At 67.1% G+C, this 15,443-nt stretch carries 14 protein-coding genes; 6 read left to right on the plus strand and 8 right to left on the minus strand.

What is annotated here, in order from left to right; all coding sequences use genetic code 11:
• Positions 1-50: 50 nt before the first annotated feature.
• Together ACWGL1_RS14805 and hppD are read right to left on the minus strand one after the other, a co-directional pair.
• Positions 51-236: a hypothetical protein gene (locus ACWGL1_RS14805; protein ID WP_125900454.1), complete on the minus strand. Its 186-nt coding sequence runs from the start codon at positions 234-236 to the stop codon at positions 51-53.
• Entirely contained in the window at positions 237-1,322 is a 1,086-nt protein-coding gene (hppD, locus tag ACWGL1_RS14810) for a 4-hydroxyphenylpyruvate dioxygenase (protein ID WP_452112408.1), read from the minus strand. It abuts the gene before it with no gap.
• A 223-nt stretch (positions 1,323-1,545) separates the two neighbouring features.
• Between hppD and ACWGL1_RS14815 the strand changes: the two genes are divergently transcribed.
• Genes ACWGL1_RS14815 through ACWGL1_RS14825 form a run of 3 tightly spaced genes read left to right on the plus strand, consistent with a single transcriptional unit; the run spans position 1,546 to position 3,325 of the window.
• On the plus strand, positions 1,546-2,127 hold the full coding sequence (locus tag ACWGL1_RS14815) for a YqaA family protein (protein WP_346486234.1): 582 nt from the start codon (positions 1,546-1,548) through the stop codon (positions 2,125-2,127).
• A gap of 55 nt (positions 2,128-2,182) precedes the next feature.
• Positions 2,183-2,722: a disulfide bond formation protein B gene (locus tag ACWGL1_RS14820; RefSeq protein ID WP_452112409.1), complete on the plus strand. Its 540-nt coding sequence runs from the start codon at positions 2,183-2,185 to the stop codon at positions 2,720-2,722.
• A 12-nt stretch (positions 2,723-2,734) separates the two neighbouring features.
• Positions 2,735-3,325: a demethoxyubiquinone hydroxylase family protein gene (locus ACWGL1_RS14825; RefSeq protein WP_452112410.1), complete on the plus strand. Its 591-nt coding sequence runs from the start codon at positions 2,735-2,737 to the stop codon at positions 3,323-3,325.
• Positions 3,326-3,351: 26 nt separating this feature from the next.
• On the opposite strand, the gene ACWGL1_RS14830 is transcribed toward ACWGL1_RS14825, so the two are convergent.
• The 5 genes from ACWGL1_RS14830 to ACWGL1_RS14850 all read right to left on the minus strand — a co-directional run bounded on the left by ACWGL1_RS14830 (position 3,352) and on the right by ACWGL1_RS14850 (position 10,798).
• On the minus strand, positions 3,352-4,320 hold the full coding sequence (locus tag ACWGL1_RS14830) for an esterase-like activity of phytase family protein (protein ID WP_452112411.1): 969 nt from the start codon (positions 4,318-4,320) through the stop codon (positions 3,352-3,354).
• On the minus strand, positions 4,317-6,215 hold the full coding sequence (gene cobT / locus ACWGL1_RS14835; RefSeq protein WP_452112412.1) for a cobaltochelatase subunit CobT: 1,899 nt from the start codon (positions 6,213-6,215) through the stop codon (positions 4,317-4,319). The genes ACWGL1_RS14830 and cobT overlap by 4 nt, the downstream gene beginning before the upstream one ends.
• 48 nt (positions 6,216-6,263) lie before the next feature.
• Positions 6,264-7,004: an NYN domain-containing protein gene (locus tag ACWGL1_RS14840; protein WP_338577822.1), complete on the minus strand. Its 741-nt coding sequence runs from the start codon at positions 7,002-7,004 to the stop codon at positions 6,264-6,266.
• Between the two features lie 127 nt (positions 7,005-7,131).
• Positions 7,132-9,984 carry a M16 family metallopeptidase gene (locus tag ACWGL1_RS14845; protein ID WP_452112413.1) on the minus strand — a complete coding sequence of 951 codons (2,853 nt, stop codon included), beginning with the start codon at positions 9,982-9,984 and terminating at the stop codon, positions 7,132-7,134.
• A 76-nt stretch (positions 9,985-10,060) separates the two neighbouring features.
• The gene (locus ACWGL1_RS14850; RefSeq protein WP_452112414.1) at positions 10,061-10,798 is read right to left on the minus strand and encodes a hypothetical protein; all 738 of its coding nucleotides are present in this window, start codon (positions 10,796-10,798) and stop codon (positions 10,061-10,063) included.
• 145 nt (positions 10,799-10,943) lie between these two features.
• On the opposite strand from ACWGL1_RS14850, the gene ACWGL1_RS14855 reads away from it, so the two are divergent.
• The 3 genes from ACWGL1_RS14855 (at position 10,944) to ACWGL1_RS14865 (ending at position 13,438) form a co-directional block, all read left to right on the plus strand.
• Positions 10,944-11,339: a very short patch repair endonuclease gene (locus ACWGL1_RS14855; protein WP_338577825.1), complete on the plus strand. Its 396-nt coding sequence runs from the start codon at positions 10,944-10,946 to the stop codon at positions 11,337-11,339.
• Between the two features lie 96 nt (positions 11,340-11,435).
• On the plus strand, positions 11,436-12,503 hold the full coding sequence (locus tag ACWGL1_RS14860; RefSeq protein WP_338577826.1) for a DNA cytosine methyltransferase: 1,068 nt from the start codon (positions 11,436-11,438) through the stop codon (positions 12,501-12,503).
• Between the two features lie 53 nt (positions 12,504-12,556).
• On the plus strand, positions 12,557-13,438 hold the full coding sequence (locus tag ACWGL1_RS14865; protein WP_452112415.1) for a NaeI family type II restriction endonuclease: 882 nt from the start codon (positions 12,557-12,559) through the stop codon (positions 13,436-13,438).
• Positions 13,439-13,441: 3 nt separating this feature from the next.
• Here the strand turns inward: ACWGL1_RS14865 and lepA are convergent, their stop codons facing one another.
• Positions 13,442-15,250, minus strand: coding sequence for a translation elongation factor 4 (gene lepA / locus ACWGL1_RS14870; protein ID WP_291778800.1), 1,809 nt, complete (start codon positions 15,248-15,250; stop codon positions 13,442-13,444).
• Between the last annotated feature and the right edge of the window lie 193 nt (positions 15,251-15,443).

Genomic DNA, 15,443 nt, shown 5'->3' on the forward strand with positions numbered 1-15,443 from the left:
GCGGCGATAGCGGACGGAGGGCGGCGCCTGACGGCGCCCGCCGCTGAAGTCTAGCGTCTATGATGCAGGCGTCGCCACAGGCGGTGGGCCAGGATGGGGGCGAAGCCGCAGACGAGGGCGGCGGCCAGGACCATCCAGAAGCCGCCTCCCAGCCAGTACTCGCCCGCGAGCGCCCCGGCCCCGGCCGCCAGAAGCGGGCCGAGCCAGGGCAGCCAGTGCGGCGGTCGGAACCGCATTCAGGCGTCGACCTTGATGACGCCGCGGCGGATCTGGTCCAGCTCGATCGAATCGAACAGGGCCTGGAAGTTGCCGTTGCCGAAGCCTTCATTGCCCTTGCGCTGGATGATCTCGAAGAAGATCGGACCGAAGGTGTCCTGGGTGAAGATCTGCAGCAGCAGGCCCTCCTCGTCCGAACCGTCGATCAGGATGCGGTTCTTGCGCATCCGCTCCACGTCCTCGCCATGGCCCGGCAGGCGTTTGTCGATCAGTTCGAAATAGGTCTCGATGGTGTCCTGGAAGTCGACGCCGCGTTCGCGCATGGCCTCGACCGTCTCGAAGATGTTCTCGGTCGTCAGGGCGATGTGCTGGATGCCTTCGCCGTTGTAGCGACGGATGAATTCCTCGATCTGGGAATTCTCGTCCTGACTCTCGTTCAGCGGGATGCGGATGGCGCGGTCGGGCGCGATCATGGCCTGGGAGAACAGGCCCGTCGCCTTGCCCTTGATGTCGAAATACTTCTGTTCCTCGAAGTTGAACACCGAGTTGTAGAAGCCCGACCATGTGCGCATTTCGCCGCGACGGACGTTGTGGGTCAGGTGATCCAGAATCTCCAGACCGACGCTGTTCCTGCGTTCGGCCTCTTCCCAGCCCTCGATCTCGTCCCAGGCGTCATAGAGGGAGCCGGTCTCGCCGTACTGGTCGATGACATAGAGCAGGCTGCCGCCGATGCCCTGCAGCACATAGGGGTAGTCGTTCGCCAACGCCCCGCCGTGCACGTCCTCGGCGGGGCGGGCGCCGCGCGCCAGCGCGCCATCGTAAGCCGCCTTGGCGTCAGCGACGCGGAAGGCCATGCCGTTGGCTGAGGGGCCGTGATCCCCGGCGAAGTCCGCCGCCTGTCCGGCCGGTTTGCGGTGAACCAGCATGGTGATGTCGCCCTGTTTCAGGCGGACCACGTCGTTGGCGGGATTCACATGGGTCGGGGTGAAGCCCATCAGCTCCAGACGTGAAATCATCGCTTCGGGCTCGGGGCCGGTGAATTCGACGAACTCGAAGCCGTCGACGCCGAGGGGGTTTTCCTGGTCGAGTTTGGCGGCGTCCTGCATGACGCGTCTCCTCTCTCTTATGGTTTAACGCGGCCGGGGCCGTCATGGCGCGGCCGCTGATTGGGGCGGAACCTACTGGCGGGGCGGCATGGCGCGCAAGGCGGCTCTGGAGTGAAACGGCGCACGTTCCAGTGTCGCAGCCGCCCTTCGCCTCTCGCCCCCGCCGATGCGGCCTGCTATCGGGCGGGAGACGAGAGGCGGGGGCCTCGACCGGGACGCCTGAATGCTTCGCAAGCTCTATGACTGGGTCTTTTCCCTGGCCCGCCATCGCCACGCGACCCGATCGCTGGCCGTGGTGTCCTTCGCCGAAAGCTCCTTCTTCCCGATTCCGCCGGACGTCATGCTGGCGCCCATGGTGCTGGCCAAGCCGGAGCGCGCCTATTTCTACGCCATGGTCTGCACCGTCGCCTCGGTGCTGGGCGGGATAGCGGGTTACGCCATCGGCTATTTCCTGGAGCCGGTCGGCCTGCAGATGCTGGCCTGGCTGGGCAAGGCTGATGCGTTCGAGGCGTCCAAGGCCCTGTTCCAGCAGCACGGCGCCTGGGTCATCCTGATCAAGGGGCTGACCCCCATCCCCTTCAAGCTGATCACCATCGCCTCGGGCATCTTCCAGTTCAATCTGGCGCTGTTCATCGCCCTGTGCGTCGTGACGCGCGGCGCCCGTTTCTTCCTGGTGGCCTTCGTGCTCAAGCGCTGGGGGCCGCCCATGCTGGCGATCGTCGAGAAGCGGCTGGCCCTGTTCACCGTCCTGTTCCTGGTCCTGCTGGTCGGCGCCTTCTTTATGGTCAAGCTGATCGGACACTGATCGACGCCGGTCTCGGCCCGGTTTATGAGAGGCGCCTGGTTCCTGTGAGGCGCACATGAGCGCGATCTACAAATTGCTGACCCGCTGGTGGACGGCCTTCGCCCTGGCTGCGGCCCTGGCCATGCTGGCCGCCGCCCATGCGTTCGAGTGGTTCGGCGGCCTGGCGCCGTGCAACCTGTGCCTGAAACAGCGCGAGGTCTACTGGGCCGCCGTCGCCATCGCCGGAGCGGCCACCTTCTGGGCCCTGTTCAGCCGGGCCAGCCGGGGCACGCCGCGCATCGCCTCCTTCCTGCTGGCGGCGGTCTTCCTGACCGGGGCGATCACGGCCGGCTATCACGCCGGGGGCGAGCTGAAGTGGTGGGCCCTGCCGGCCACCTGCATGGCCGCGCCCAGCACCACCATCGACCTGTCGGCGCTGACGGCCCTGGTCGACGGCACGGGGGGAAGCGCGGGCTTCGTCTCCTGCGGCGATATTCCGTGGAGCTTTGCGGGCCTGTCGATGGCGGGCTGGAACTTTGTGATCTCCCTGGCGCTGGCTATCTTCAGCCTGCTGGCGGCGAAACGTCCCAAGGACGCTCGCGCGCCGAGAAGCTAGGATCGAAGCGTCATGACCGAAGCCGCCGCAACCGTTTCCGCCGCCCGCCGCATTCCCCTGGCCCGCCCCGGCGTGGGGCAGGACAAGGCCCGCCTGGCCGAGATGCTGCGCGTCGACCACGCGGGTGAATTCGCGGCCGTCCACATCTACCGCGCCCAGCGCGCCGTGCTGGAAGGCCGCAAGGGCAAGGACGTCATCGCCGCCGACCTGACCGAGATGGAAGGGCATGAAGCCGTCCACCTGGCGCGGTTCGAGGCTCTGCTGAACGAGAACCGGGTGCGCCCCACGGCCATGATCCCGCTGTGGAAGCTGGCGGCCACGGCGCTCGGCGCCGGCACGGCCCTGATTTCGGAAAAGGCCGCCCACGCCTGCACCGAGGCGGTCGAGAGCGTCATCGAGAAACACTACGCCGACCAGATCGAGGAGATCCGCGACCGCGACCCCGACCTGGCCGCCGAACTGGCGAAGTTCCGCGAAGAGGAACTGGCCCACCACGACCACGCCATCGAGCACGGCAGCCGCGAGGCCCCCGCCTACCGTCTGCTCAGCAGCGTCATCAAGGTCGGCTGCAAGGCCGCCATCAAGATCAGCGAACGGATCTAAGCCCTTCTCCCCCAAGGGGAGAAGGATCAGCGGACGTCGAAGGCCAGCATCAGCGTCTTCTGCGCCGGATTGGCGTTGTCGTCGGACAGGATGTAGAGGCGCACGCCTTCGCCCTTAGCCTCGGCGGCGATCCCTTCGAAATTATCCGTCAGGCCCGGCAGCTTCAGCTCGACCAGCACCGGTCCCAACGTCCCGTCGGCGTCCATACGGCGCACCCGCGCGCGCACGTCGAACGGCGGACGCCATGACCGCTGCATGGCGAACCAGCCGTCGCCGCCGGGATCGCGCTCCAGCCCGGTCAGCCGCCAGCTGTCGGCGGGCGGCGTCGGCTCGACAACGGTGCGGCAGCCTTCCGGCGAACAGTCCCACACGCCGCCGCCTTCGCCGCCGACACGCCAGCCGCCGGGCGCCGCAGCCAGGCCCTCCATGCCTTCATTCGGGGGAAAGTCCGCTGCCGGATACGCCCGCGCTTCGGGGCGGGCGTGCAGGCCGTCCAGCGAGCCGTAGCTCCAGATGCGGTGCTGGCGCTCGAAGCTGATCAGCACCTCGCCCTCTTCGGTCAGGGCCAGCCCCTCGGCGTCGCCCGCGACCTTGTCGATGATCGGCTCGCCCTCGGCCGTGGTCAGCCGGCGCACCCGCAGATCGTGCAGTCCCGACAGCTTGCCGTCCGCATCCAACTCCAGCCGCCCGCGCACCAGATCGCCCGAATCCGACACGGCGACGAAGCCGTCGTCGCCGGTCAGCTTCAGGTCCGACAGACTATGCAGGCTGGAGGCGGGCGCCGCGATCAACTGCACTCCGCCCGCATAGCGCACGCCCTCGGCCAGTTTGGCGCCGCCCGGCCAGCCCAGGCCGACCTGCCGCGTCGACCCGCCCGCCGGCGCCCAGCCGTCGGCTGTCGCTTCGGGCGTCCAGGGATGAGATGAGACCGCCGCCCCGGCGCAGGCGGCCAGGGCGAGAGAAATCAGGGCGGCGACATAGAGGCGGCGATTCACGCCGCGCGCTTGTGCGGAACGCGCCCGCCCTGGCCGCCGAGTCTTTGGCCGCTGACGGTCTTGGGCTCGGCCTCGAACAGTTCGGCCAGCTTCTCGGTCATGGCGCCCGCCAGTTGTTCCACGTCGACGATGGTCAGGGCGCGGCGATACCAGCGGGTCACGTCGTGGCCGATGCCGATGGCCAGCAACTCGACCGGGCTGCGCGTCTCGATCTTCTCGATCACCTGGCGCAGGTGCTTGTCCAGATAGAGGGCGGCGTTGGCCGACTGGGTCGAGTCGTCGACCGGCGATCCGTCCGAGATGACCATCATGATCTGCCGCGCCTCGGGCCGGGCCAGCAGACGGTCATGCGCCCACTCCAGCGCCTCGCCGTCGATGTTTTCCTTCAGCAGACCCTCGCGCATCATCAGGCCCAGGTTCTTCTTGGCCCGGCGCCAGGGCGCATCGGCGCTCTTGTAGATGATGTGGCGCAGGTCGTTCAGGCGGCCGGGATTGGCGGGCTTGCCCGCGCTGATCCACGCCTCGCGGCTCTGTCCGCCCTTCCAGGCGCGGGTGGTGAAGCCCAGGATCTCGACCTTGACCCCGCACCGCTCCAGCGTCCGCGCCAGGATGTCGGCGCAGACCGCCGCCACCATGATCGGCCGCCCGCGCATCGAGCCCGAGTTGTCCAGCAACAGGGTCACGACCGTGTCGCGGAAGGGGCTTTCGCTCTCCATCTTGAACGACAGGGGGCTGGTCGGGTCGGTGATGACGCGGGTCAGGCGCGCCGTGTCCAGCATCCCTTCCTCGAGATCGAACATCCAGCTGCGGCTCTGTTGCGCCAGCAGGCGCCGCTGCAGCTTGTTGGCCAGGCGTGAGACGACGCTGCCCAGGGTCGACAACTGGGCGTCCAGCAGGGCGCGCAGCCGGTCCAGCTCCATCGGATCGCACAGTTCGGCCGCGTCGATGATCTCGTCATAGGCGGTGGTGAAGGCGTGATAGACTTCGACCGCCCGGCCGTCGTCCTGGGTCTGCTGATGGTTGGGGCGATCCCCTTCGCTCAGTTCCGGGGCGTCTTCCTGGCCCTCTCCGTCCGGTTCGCCGGGCGTGCCGTCGGGGCGGGCCTGACGTTCGTCCTCGGCGGACTGGTCGTCGGCCGTGCCGTCCAGGGACTCGCCGCCGTCGCCGCCGTCCTGTTCTTCCTGCTCGTCCGGATCGGCCTCGTCCTGATCGGGCTTGTCGGCGTCGTCTTCGCCGTTCTCCTCGGGCGAGTCGCCGCCGTCGGCGTCGCCGGGGTCCAGGTCCAGCGCGCGCAGCAGATCCTTCATGCGCGCGCCGAAGGCCGCCTGGTCGTCGCCCAGGGCGGCCAGGGCGTCCAGCTCGGCGCCGGCCTTGGCCTCCAGTTCGGCGCGGACCCGGTCCAGCATGGTCTTGGCGCCGTCGGGGGCCGGCTCGCCCGTCATCCTCTCGCGCAGCAACAGGGCGGCCGCCTCGGCCACCGGCACCTGAGCCGCCTCGGCGCGCAGGGCGCCCGACTTCTCCAGCCGGGTGACCAGGGCGGAGTCGAGGTTGCGCCGCACGCCCTTCAGCTCGCGCGCGCCGACGGCCTCGACGCGGGCCTGTTCGACGGCGTCGAAGACCTCGGCCGCATTCATGTCGACGGGGCGCAGCTTGGCGTCCAGCGCCGGGTCATGGTTGGCCAGACGCAGCGCCAGCCGGTCCGCCTGACCGCGAAGGGCGGCGCTCTCGGGCGCTGCCGGGTCGCGCGGCGGGTGGGGCAGGGTCAGCACGCCGTTCGACAGTCGCGGACCGTCGCTGCCGAAATGCACTTCCAGCTCAGCCTGCTCGGCCAGCGCCCTCGCCGCATGCGACAGGGCGCGTTTGAACGTCTCGACGGGAGTCTCTGCAGCGGCCATGGGCCACACATAGACCATGCTGCGCCGGGGGGAAGGGGACGAGGCGTCCTATTGCTGCTTGAGCCGTACCCGCATGACGCCGCCGGGGCCGACCTCGACGTCGAATCGGCCTGTGGCGCGGACCAGTTCGGACAGCTTGGCGTGGCCGTAGGTGCGCTGGTCGAAGTCGGGGTAGGTGTTGCGCAGGCGGTTGGCCACGCCGCCGATGTTGACCCAGCCGTCGCCGTCCTCGTCCATGTCGGTGATGGCGGCGGCGATCAGGGCGGCCGCCTCGGCGGGTTTGCGTTCGGCGGGGGGCGCGGCGTCGGCGTCAGTTTCGGCGGCGGCTCTGCCGGTCAGGTTCTCGGTGTAGATGAAACGGGTGCAGGCCTGGCGGAAGCTCTCTGGCGTCTTGCGCTCGCCGAAGCCGTAGACCGGCACGCCCTGTTCGCGGATGCGCGCCGCCAGTCGGGTGAAGTCGCTGTCCGACGATACCAGGCAGAAACCGTCGAACCGCCCCGAGTGCAGTAGATCCATCGCGTCGATGACCAGGGCGATGTCGCCCGAGTTCTTGCCCTTGGTGTTCTGGAAATTCTGCTGCCACTGGATCGCCCAGCGGGGCAGGACGTCGATCCAGCCGCGCAGCGCCGGGCTGGCCGCGTCGCCGTAGATGCGCCGCGCCGAAGCCTCGCCCAGGGTCGCGATCTCGGTGAACAGGGCTTCGGCGATGCGGGCCGAGGCGTTCTCGCCGTCGATCAGCACGGCCAGGCGCGGGGCGCGGGCGGCGGGGTTGAAGGCGTCGGTCGGCATGAAGGCTCCGGCGAGGGGAGGAGAGGGGCGAAGGCTCGCCCCGGCCGCGCTCGGGGTCAACCGCAAAGGAAAACGGCCGACGGGTCGCCCCGCCGGCCGTCTCCATGTCCGGCCTGGTATGAAGCGCTTACTGCGCCGTCTTCGGCGCCTCGGCGGCGCGCACCTCGACCGGCAGGCCCAGGGCGTCCAGCTGCGGCTTGACCACGGCGGCGTCGCCGACCACCACCCAGACGAAGCGCGACGGCTGAATGGCGGCGCGGGCGGCGGCGTCCATCTGCTCGGCCGTCAGGGCGTTGATGCGGCCGGCCAGGGTCTCCTGATAGTCGTCCGGTCGGCCGAACAGGGCGTTCGACCGCAGGGCGTTCAGCACCTGGAACGAGGTCTCATAGCTGCCCGACAGGGCGCGGGTGTCGCCCAGGACGGTGCGCTCGCGCTCCGCCGGGGTCACGCCCTCGGCGCCGAGGAAGCGTTCGTACTGGCCGATCAGGGCGGCGATCGACTCGCCCGTGCGGTCGGCCTGGACCGGGGCGTTGACGATGTAGGGGGCGCGGTTCTGCAACTGGCTGATCGTGCCGCGCACGCCGTAGGACCAGCCCTTGGTCTCGCGCAGGTCGGCGTTGATGCGCGACAGGAAGTCCGTGCCCAGCACCGTATTGGCCGTGGTCAGGGTCAGGATGTCGTCCGTCCCCGACACCGGCAGCACCTGGCCGCCGTAGATCAGCGACTGCGGCGACTGCGGCCGGTCGATCAGCACCACCCGCGCCGAGGTCTGCGGCAGGGCGGCGTCGAAGCCCTTGACGCCCTTGGCCGTCGTCGGGGCGCGCCAGTTTCCGAAGGCGGCCTCCAGTTGCGGCCTCAGTTCCGCCAGCGGCAGGTCGGAGACGACGAACAGCCTGGCGTTGTCCGGGCGGATCCAGCGGGCGTGTTCGGCCGCCAGGTCGTCGCGCGTCAGGCCGCGGATCACCGCCTCGTCGCCCGAACCGCCGAACGGGCGGCCGTAGGGGTGGCTCTCGCCGTAGATCAGCGGGGGCAGGGCGCGGCCGGCGATGGCGGCGGGCTGGGTCTTCTCATTGGCCAGGGCGGCCAGGCGCGTGGCGCGCAGGCGCTCGATCTCGGCCGGGGCGAAGGCCGGGTTGCGCACTACGTCCGACAGCAGGGCCAGCGACGGCTGCAGATTGGTCGTCACCGCCGACAGATTGGCCACGGTGCGGTCCATCGACGAGCCGACGGAGACGTTGGCGCCCAGGCGCTCCTGCGCTTCGGCCAGGGCCTTGGAATCGCGCGTCGTCGTGCCTTCCTGCATGACGTTGAGCATCAGGGTGTGGGCGCCCAGGCGGTCGGCGCGGTCGGCCGCGACCCCGGCGTCGAACTCCAGCGCCACACGGGTCACCGGCACGGTTGTCGAGCGGGCGTAGACGATCTCGATGCCGTTCGACAGGGCGGCGCGCTCCACCGCCGGGAAGTCGACGTTGGAGACCTGGCCGATGGTCGGGGCGGCGTCGCGGGCTACGCGCTGGATCGGCTCGGCCGGAACCGGGGTCGCGCCCGAAGGGGCGGCGGCGGCCTCGGCGTAGGCCTCGCGCTCGCCCGGCATGACGATCTGGCTGTATACGGGGCGGCTCAGCCACTTGCGCAGGGCGGCCTGGACCTGGGTCGGGGTCACCGCCGCATAGGCCGCCAGCTCCTTCTTGTAGAAGTCGGGATCGTTTGAATACAGCTGCCCTTCGGCCAGGACCGAGGCCTTGCCGTTGGCGGTTTCCAGTCCCTGGATGCGCTGCGAGGCGTAGCGGGTGACGACGCGGTTGATCTCGTCCTGCGTCGGGCCGTTGGCGATCAGGTCGGCCAGCACCTCATCCATGCGCCGGGCTACGGCGTCCGCATCGGCGCCCGGCTTGACCATGGCGGAATAGCTGAACATGCCGACCCGCTGGAACACCTGATTGCCGGCCGAGACGCTGGAGGCCGTCTGCTCGTCGCGCACCAGCACATTGTCCAGGCGCGAGCTGGCCAGGCCGCCCAGCACCGAGGCGCCGACGCTCAGCGGCACGGAGTCGGGGTCGCCCAGGCCCGGCACGACCCAGGTGCGGCTGATGCGGGTCTGGGCCACGCGGTCGTGCAGCACCTGTTCGACCGGCGCCGCCAGGGTCGGCACGGGGGCCGCCGCCGGGGTGTTGACCGGACCGCGCGCGATGACGCCGAAATACTTCTCGGTCAGTTCGCGGGCCTTCGCCTCGTCGATGTCGCCCGACAGGACCAGGACGGCGTTGTTCGGGCCGTAGTTCTGGCGGAACCAGTCGCGCACCGTCTCCATGCTGGCCGCGTCCAGGTCGGCCATGGAGCCGATGGTCGAGTGGCGATAGGGGTGCCCCTCGGGGAACAGGGCTTCCAGCGTGGCGTAATAGGTCATGCCGTAGGGCTGGTTGTCGCCCTGGCGCTTCTCGTTCTGGACGACGCCGCGCTGCAGATCCAGCACCTCCTGGCTGACCTGCCCCAGCAGATAGCCCATGCGGTCGGATTCCAGATACAGGGTGTAGTCCAGCGCCGGGGTCGGCACTGTCTGGAAATAGTTTGTGCGGTCGAACCAGGTCGTGCCGTTCAGGCTGGTCGCCCCGGCGGCGTTCATCGTCTGGATGTGGCTGGAGGGCGAGTTCTCCGACCCGCCGAACATCAGGTGCTCGAACAGGTGGGCGAAGCCGGTCGAGCCCTTGGGCTCGTCCTTCGATCCGACATTGTACCAGACCGACACGGCGACGACGGGGGCCTTGCGGTCCTCGTGGACCAGGACGGTCAGGCCGTTGTCGAGCTGGAAGCGCTTCCACGGAATGTCGACGCGGGCGATCAACTCCGACACCGGCGCCCCGCGCAGGGGCTCGGCCTGGGCGGCGGTCACGGTTGCGGCGGCGGCCGCAGGCGCGGCGATAACGGGCGTGCTCACGGCCAGCAGGGCGGCGAGCGCAACGGAAGAGGCGGCAAGGCGCATGATGTTTTCAGTCCCCAACGGATCATGTTGAGGCGGACCTTAACCGCGCACGCCGGCGCTGCAACGCGACACATTGTTATATGAAGAATTCTTCATCTTCTTCGGCGCGCTCGGCCTGCGCTTGATCGGAGCGGGGGGCCAGGCCCGCCGCCGCCTCCAGTTCGCGCACCCGATCCCGCAGCGTCTTGCGCTCTCGCATCAGGGCCAGCCATTCTTCCATGCCCGCCTCGCGCTGCGCGGCGTTGACCGCCCAATACTCCTGCTTGGCCGGATGCGGGTCCGCCTCGTCCCAGATCGCCAGTCGGCTGGAGGCGCACTGATCCTCGTTCAGCGCCAGCGCCTTGATCAGCTCCAGCGGAATGTCGTCCAGCGTCACCTCGCCGCGCGCCCGCGCCCGCTCGCCCCTTTGCGCCATCCGGCCATAGGCCTCGGCCAGTTGGGCCAGGGCCTTGGCCTCGTCCCACATCCGTCCCCGCATGGCTCGCGCCGAGGCCCGCATCGCCGTCTCGGCCAGAACCTCCGCCGTCTCATCCGCCTCCTCTTCGGAGGGGGCGAACAGAGCCTCGGCGCGAACCGCCTCGGCCGCCGCCCGCTCGGCCTGCATCCGCTCGCGCGCCTCGGCCTGTTCGCGCGCCCGCGCGTCGCCCCAGTCGCGCTTGGTCGCGCCATGGACGGTGATCCGCTTGCGCAGGGCGTGCTGCGACACCCGCCACCGCTCGCTCAGCTCCGGCACGGTCGCCCCGTTGCGATAGGCCTCCAGAATGATCTCCCACGTCGCCCGCGACAGGCGATAGTGCGCGGGCTTGGCGTCCAAGGTCTCCTCCATGCGCGCAAGGATAGGACCGGCGCCGACTCAGGCGGGCTGCGGCGGCGGAAAACAGGCCGCTCCGATGAAATGAAAGCGTCAATTACGACAGATTGCGATCGCTGCGGGCGACTGGGCGGCTATACTCAGGCTCATGCAGCCTCTGAACGCCCGCACCACGTCGGCGATGTCTAAGGTCCGACAAGTGCGAACGACGCCTGAAGAGCGCGTCGCAAAGGTTCTTCGTGAACTGGGCAAGGCCTACCGGCGAAATGTCCGTAACTTGCCGGGGAAACCGGACTTCGCCAACCGCTCCAAGGGTTGGGTCGTGCAGGTTCATGGGTGCTTCTGGCATCATCATGACTGCAAGCGAGGAACGGTGCCGGTCAACAATCGGGAGGAGTGGTTGGTTAAGTTCGCGGCGAACCGAGTGCGGGATCAACGCGTCGAGGCTGACTTGCGCGGCATAGGCTTTGAGGTGGTCACGGTCTGGGAGTGCGAGACCCGCCATCACGCCGCTCTTGTGGAGAGATTGATCAACCTCAGATAAGGGCTTCATCCGAGCCTAACCCTTGGATGGTATGCTGTTGACACGCGAATCGTGTTCGCGTTTTGTTTGCGTGTATTTAAGGAGGGCGAAGCCGCCATGACATTGCGCCTGATTGACCTTTTCAGCGGCGCCGGCGGCATGAGCTTGGGCTTCTACGACGAGCTGTTTTGCGGCGGGTTCACCCCGGTGCTGGCGATCGACAATGACGCCGCCGCCGTCAAAACTCACGAGCTCAACTTCCCAGGCGAGGCCGTTAAAGCCAATATCGAGGAATGGCTTCTCCAGAATGAAGTGCCGCCGGCCGACGTGGTGATCGGAGGCCCTCCCTGCCAAGGCTTCAGCTTGCTGAACAAGAAGCGCGACGGCGACGCTCGTCGCGCCTTGTGGGAGCCCTTCATCGAAATCGCCGAGCGTTCGGGCGCGCGCGCCTTCGTGATGGAGAATGTGGCGGAACTCTACCGCTCGCCCGAGCGCATTCTAATTGAGAAGAAGGCGCGTCAACACGGCTTTCAGACACAGGCCGCCATTTTGAACGCCGCGGATTACGGGGCGCCGCAAACGCGCAAGCGCACGATCATCCTGGGCTGGCGGGATGCGAACAATCTCCCGAATTTTCCGCCCTTGCCGACGCACGCCGACCCTAAACTGAAGAGTAATCTCCCGCGTTGGAGGACGGTCCGCGACGTTATCGGAGATCTTCCCACGGACCCGTTCGGCACGGAGATCGGCGAGGCTAAGACCTTCGACTTGCACTTCGGGCGCAATCCTACGGAAAAAAGCATGCAGCGTTATCGGGCGGTGCCGCCCGGCGGCAATCGTTTCGATCTGCAATCCAATCGCCCGGACATCACTCCCAACTGCTGGATTAGGAAGACCAGTGGGGGAACAGATCTGTTCGGCCGACTGTGGTGGGACCGCCCTTCAGTCACGATCCGCACGGAATTCTATAAGCCTGAGAAGGGGCGGTATCTCCATCCGGAGGCCCATCGCCCGATCACTCACCGTGAAGCCGCGCGCCTCATGGGCTTTCCGGATGAGTTCAAATTCTCCGGTACGAAGGTAGAGGTGGCCCGCCAAATCGGCAACGCCGTGCCGCCGAACTTGGCGGGCGCGCTCGCTGCCACTGTGCTGACGGCGCTTACTGACCGTTCAATGGCTGCATAGTCGTTATCCGAACGGGAAGCGTTTCGTAACCAATCTGCCGTCCAGATGGCGGCATGCGAAAAGTGCCTCCATCCTTAGTTTTGCCGGGCCACCCCGACCATGTCTTTCTTGACCGGTTGGCGAGAGAGATCGCCGGGCGTCTCGGCACACGGCCTGCAGACGCCTTCGTGGGTGCGGTGATCGAAGCGATTGAGTTTGTTCTCGATCCCATACGGACCGGCCGCACGACACTTTCAGAACTTGATAATGTCGAAAAGACATTCATCGGCTTGAAAATTGAGCACTTCGTCCGAGATCTGCTCGATGCGCCTAAAGGCGTTCGTGACCTCACGCTCTTGGATCACGATGTGGATATAAAGAATACGGTCAGCCGATCGTGGAGTTGGATGATCCCGCCGGAAACCTATCGCGATGAGGAGCCCGTCATTCTGCTCGCAGCCGACGAAGACGAGCGCAAATCTTGGATGGGTTTGATGGTGGCGCGCGAAGCGTACCTCGGTGCGCCTAATCGGGACGGCAAACGCGGGGTGCTTTCTTCAGCTTACGCTAACATCCTCTGGCTGGCATCGGGTGTCGCCTGGCCGCCCAATCGCTGGGCGGGCCTCGATATGAAGCGCTTTCGTGAACTCCGTCAGATAAAGATCGGGAGGCGGCGAGCCGCGATGTTCTTTCTCGAAAATGATCGACGGATCACACACCGGACTGTTCTTGCGGCGCTGCTCTTCGACCAAAAGGACCCGATGAAGCGACTCCGGGCGAACGGCGGCGCGCCCGATGTTCTGCGACCGCTGGGAGTTGCGCTGTTGTCAGGGCGTTATGATGCGCCACTGGCCCGAAAACTCGGTTTTCAGCTGGCGACCGACGATTTCGTCGCTGTGAAGCCCAGGTCGGACGAGGAATTGAATCTTCTTCGTAATGCCGCAGATTTGGACTGATCCTCAATCCTCGTCCATCTTCAGCGCAGCGATGAAGGCTTCCTGCGGGATCTCCACCTTGCCGAACTGACGCATGCGCTTCTTGCCGGCCTTCTGCTTCTCCAGCAGCTTCTTCTTGCGGGTGGCGTCGCCGCCGTAGCACTTGGACGTCACGTCCTTGCGCAGGGCGCGCACCGTCTCGCGGGCGATGATCTTGCCGCCGATGGCCGCCTGGATCGGGATGGTGAACATGTGGGGCGGGATCAGCTCCTTCATCTTCTCCACCATGCCGCGGCCGCGCGTCTCGGCGCGGGCGCGGTGGACCAGCATCGACAGAGCGTCCACCGGCTCGGCGTTGACCAGGATCGACATCTTCACAAGGTCGCCGACCTTGTAGTCGGTGATCTCATAGTCGAACGAGGCGTAGCCCTTCGAGATCGACTTCAGCCGGTCGTAGAAGTCGAACACCACTTCGTTCAGCGGCAGCTCATAGACCACCAGGGCGCGCGCGCCGACATAGGACAGCTCGATCTGGTTGCCGCGGCGGTCCTGGCACAGCTTGATCACGCCGCCGAGGTATTCGTCGGGGGTCAGGATGGTGGCCTTGATCCACGGTTCGCTGATCGTCTCGATCTGCATGACGTCCGGCAGGTCGGCCGGGTTGTGCAGGTCCATCTCGGTCCCGTCGCGCAGGCCGATCTTGTAGACGACCGAGGGGGCCGTCGCGATCAGGTCGAGGTTGAACTCGCGGCTCAGGCGCTCCTGGATGATCTCCAGGTGCAGCAGGCCCAGGAAGCCGCAGCGGAAGCCGAAGCCCAGGGCGGCCGAGCTCTCCATCTCATAGGTGAAGCTGGCGTCGTTCAGGCGCAGCTTGCCGATGGCGGCGCGCAGGTCCTCGAAATCGGCGGCGTCGACCGGGAACAGGCCGCAGAAGACCACCGACTGGACTTCCTTGAAGCCCTTCAGCGGTTCGGCGGTGGGCTTCTTCTCGTCGGTGATGGTGTCGCCGACCGCGGCGTGGGCGACTTCCTTGATCTGGGCGGTGATGAAGCCGACCTCGCCGGGGCCGAGCTGCTCGACCGGGGTGTTCTTGGGCAGGAAGACGCCGACGCGATCGACCAGATGGGTCGAGCCGGTCTGCATCATCTTGACGCGCATCCCGGCCTTCAGCACGCCGTCGAACACGCGCACCAGCAGCACCACGCCCAAGTAGGGGTCGTACCAGGCGTCGACCAGCATGGCCTTCAGCGGGGCGTTGATGTCGCCCTTGGGCGCCGGCAGGCGGGCGACGATGCCTTCCAGCACGTCCTCAATGCCCAGGCCCGACTTGGCCGAGCATTCGATGGCGTCCGAGGCGTCCAGGCCGATGACGTCTTCGATCTGGGCCTTGACCCGCTCCGGCTCGGCGGCCGGCAGGTCGATCTTGTTCAGGACCGGGACGATCTCGTGGTTGTTGTCGATCGCCTGATAGACGTTGGCCAGGGTCTGGGCCTCGACGCCCTGCGAGGCGTCCACCACCAGGATCGAGCCTTCGCACGCGGCCAGCGAACGCGACACCTCATAGGCGAAGTCGACGTGCCCTGGCGTGTCCATCAGGTTCAGGACGTAGGTCTCGCCGTCCTTGGCCTTGTAGTTCAGGCGCACGGTCTGCGCCTTGATGGTGATGCCGCGCTCCTTCTCGATGTCCATGTTATCAAGGACCTGTTCCGACATTTCGCGCGCGGTCAGGCCGCCCGTGAACTGGATCAGGCGGTCCGACAGGGTCGACTTGCCGTGGTCGATGTGGGCGACCACCGAGAAGTTGCGGATGCGTTCGATAGGGGGCGTCGTCATGGTTCGGCGCGCGTAGCACGGCTGGAGAGATTGCGCCACGTCAGCCGTATGGCGGCCTCTGGGCGAATAATGACGCCGTCGCCCGAAAAAAGTCACGACTTCGCCAACTTTATTCCGGGTGACGTTTTGATCAAATGAAAGGCCGTTCTGCGTCGTAGGCCGGACTTGCCACTCCATTTGATCGAATTTCCGC

Source organism: Brevundimonas sp. NPDC055812 (assembly GCF_053616535.1).

Excerpts from the sequence above, each read along its gene's own strand:
- ACWGL1_RS14805 (WP_125900454.1), bottom strand. The coding sequence starts at position 236 with ATGCGGTTCCGACCGCCGCACTGGCTGCCCTGGCTCGGCCCGCTTCTG.
- cobT (WP_452112412.1), bottom strand. The coding sequence starts at position 6,215 with ATGGCCGCTGCAGAGACTCCCGTCGAGACGTTCAAACGCGCCCTGTCG.
- ACWGL1_RS14855 (WP_338577825.1), top strand. The coding sequence starts at position 10,944 with ATGCAGCCTCTGAACGCCCGCACCACGTCGGCGATGTCTAAGGTCCGA.
- ACWGL1_RS14815 (WP_346486234.1), top strand. The coding sequence starts at position 1,546 with ATGCTTCGCAAGCTCTATGACTGGGTCTTTTCCCTGGCCCGCCATCGC.
- ACWGL1_RS14820 (WP_452112409.1), top strand. The coding sequence starts at position 2,183 with ATGAGCGCGATCTACAAATTGCTGACCCGCTGGTGGACGGCCTTCGCC.
- ACWGL1_RS14825 (WP_452112410.1), top strand. The coding sequence starts at position 2,735 with ATGACCGAAGCCGCCGCAACCGTTTCCGCCGCCCGCCGCATTCCCCTG.
- hppD (WP_452112408.1), bottom strand. The coding sequence starts at position 1,322 with ATGCAGGACGCCGCCAAACTCGACCAGGAAAACCCCCTCGGCGTCGAC.
- lepA (WP_291778800.1), bottom strand. The coding sequence starts at position 15,250 with ATGACGACGCCCCCTATCGAACGCATCCGCAACTTCTCGGTGGTCGCC.
- ACWGL1_RS14860 (WP_338577826.1), top strand. The coding sequence starts at position 11,436 with ATGACATTGCGCCTGATTGACCTTTTCAGCGGCGCCGGCGGCATGAGC.
- ACWGL1_RS14845 (WP_452112413.1), bottom strand. The coding sequence starts at position 9,984 with ATGCGCCTTGCCGCCTCTTCCGTTGCGCTCGCCGCCCTGCTGGCCGTG.
- ACWGL1_RS14865 (WP_452112415.1), top strand. The coding sequence starts at position 12,557 with ATGCGAAAAGTGCCTCCATCCTTAGTTTTGCCGGGCCACCCCGACCAT.
- ACWGL1_RS14840 (WP_338577822.1), bottom strand. The coding sequence starts at position 7,004 with ATGCCGACCGACGCCTTCAACCCCGCCGCCCGCGCCCCGCGCCTGGCC.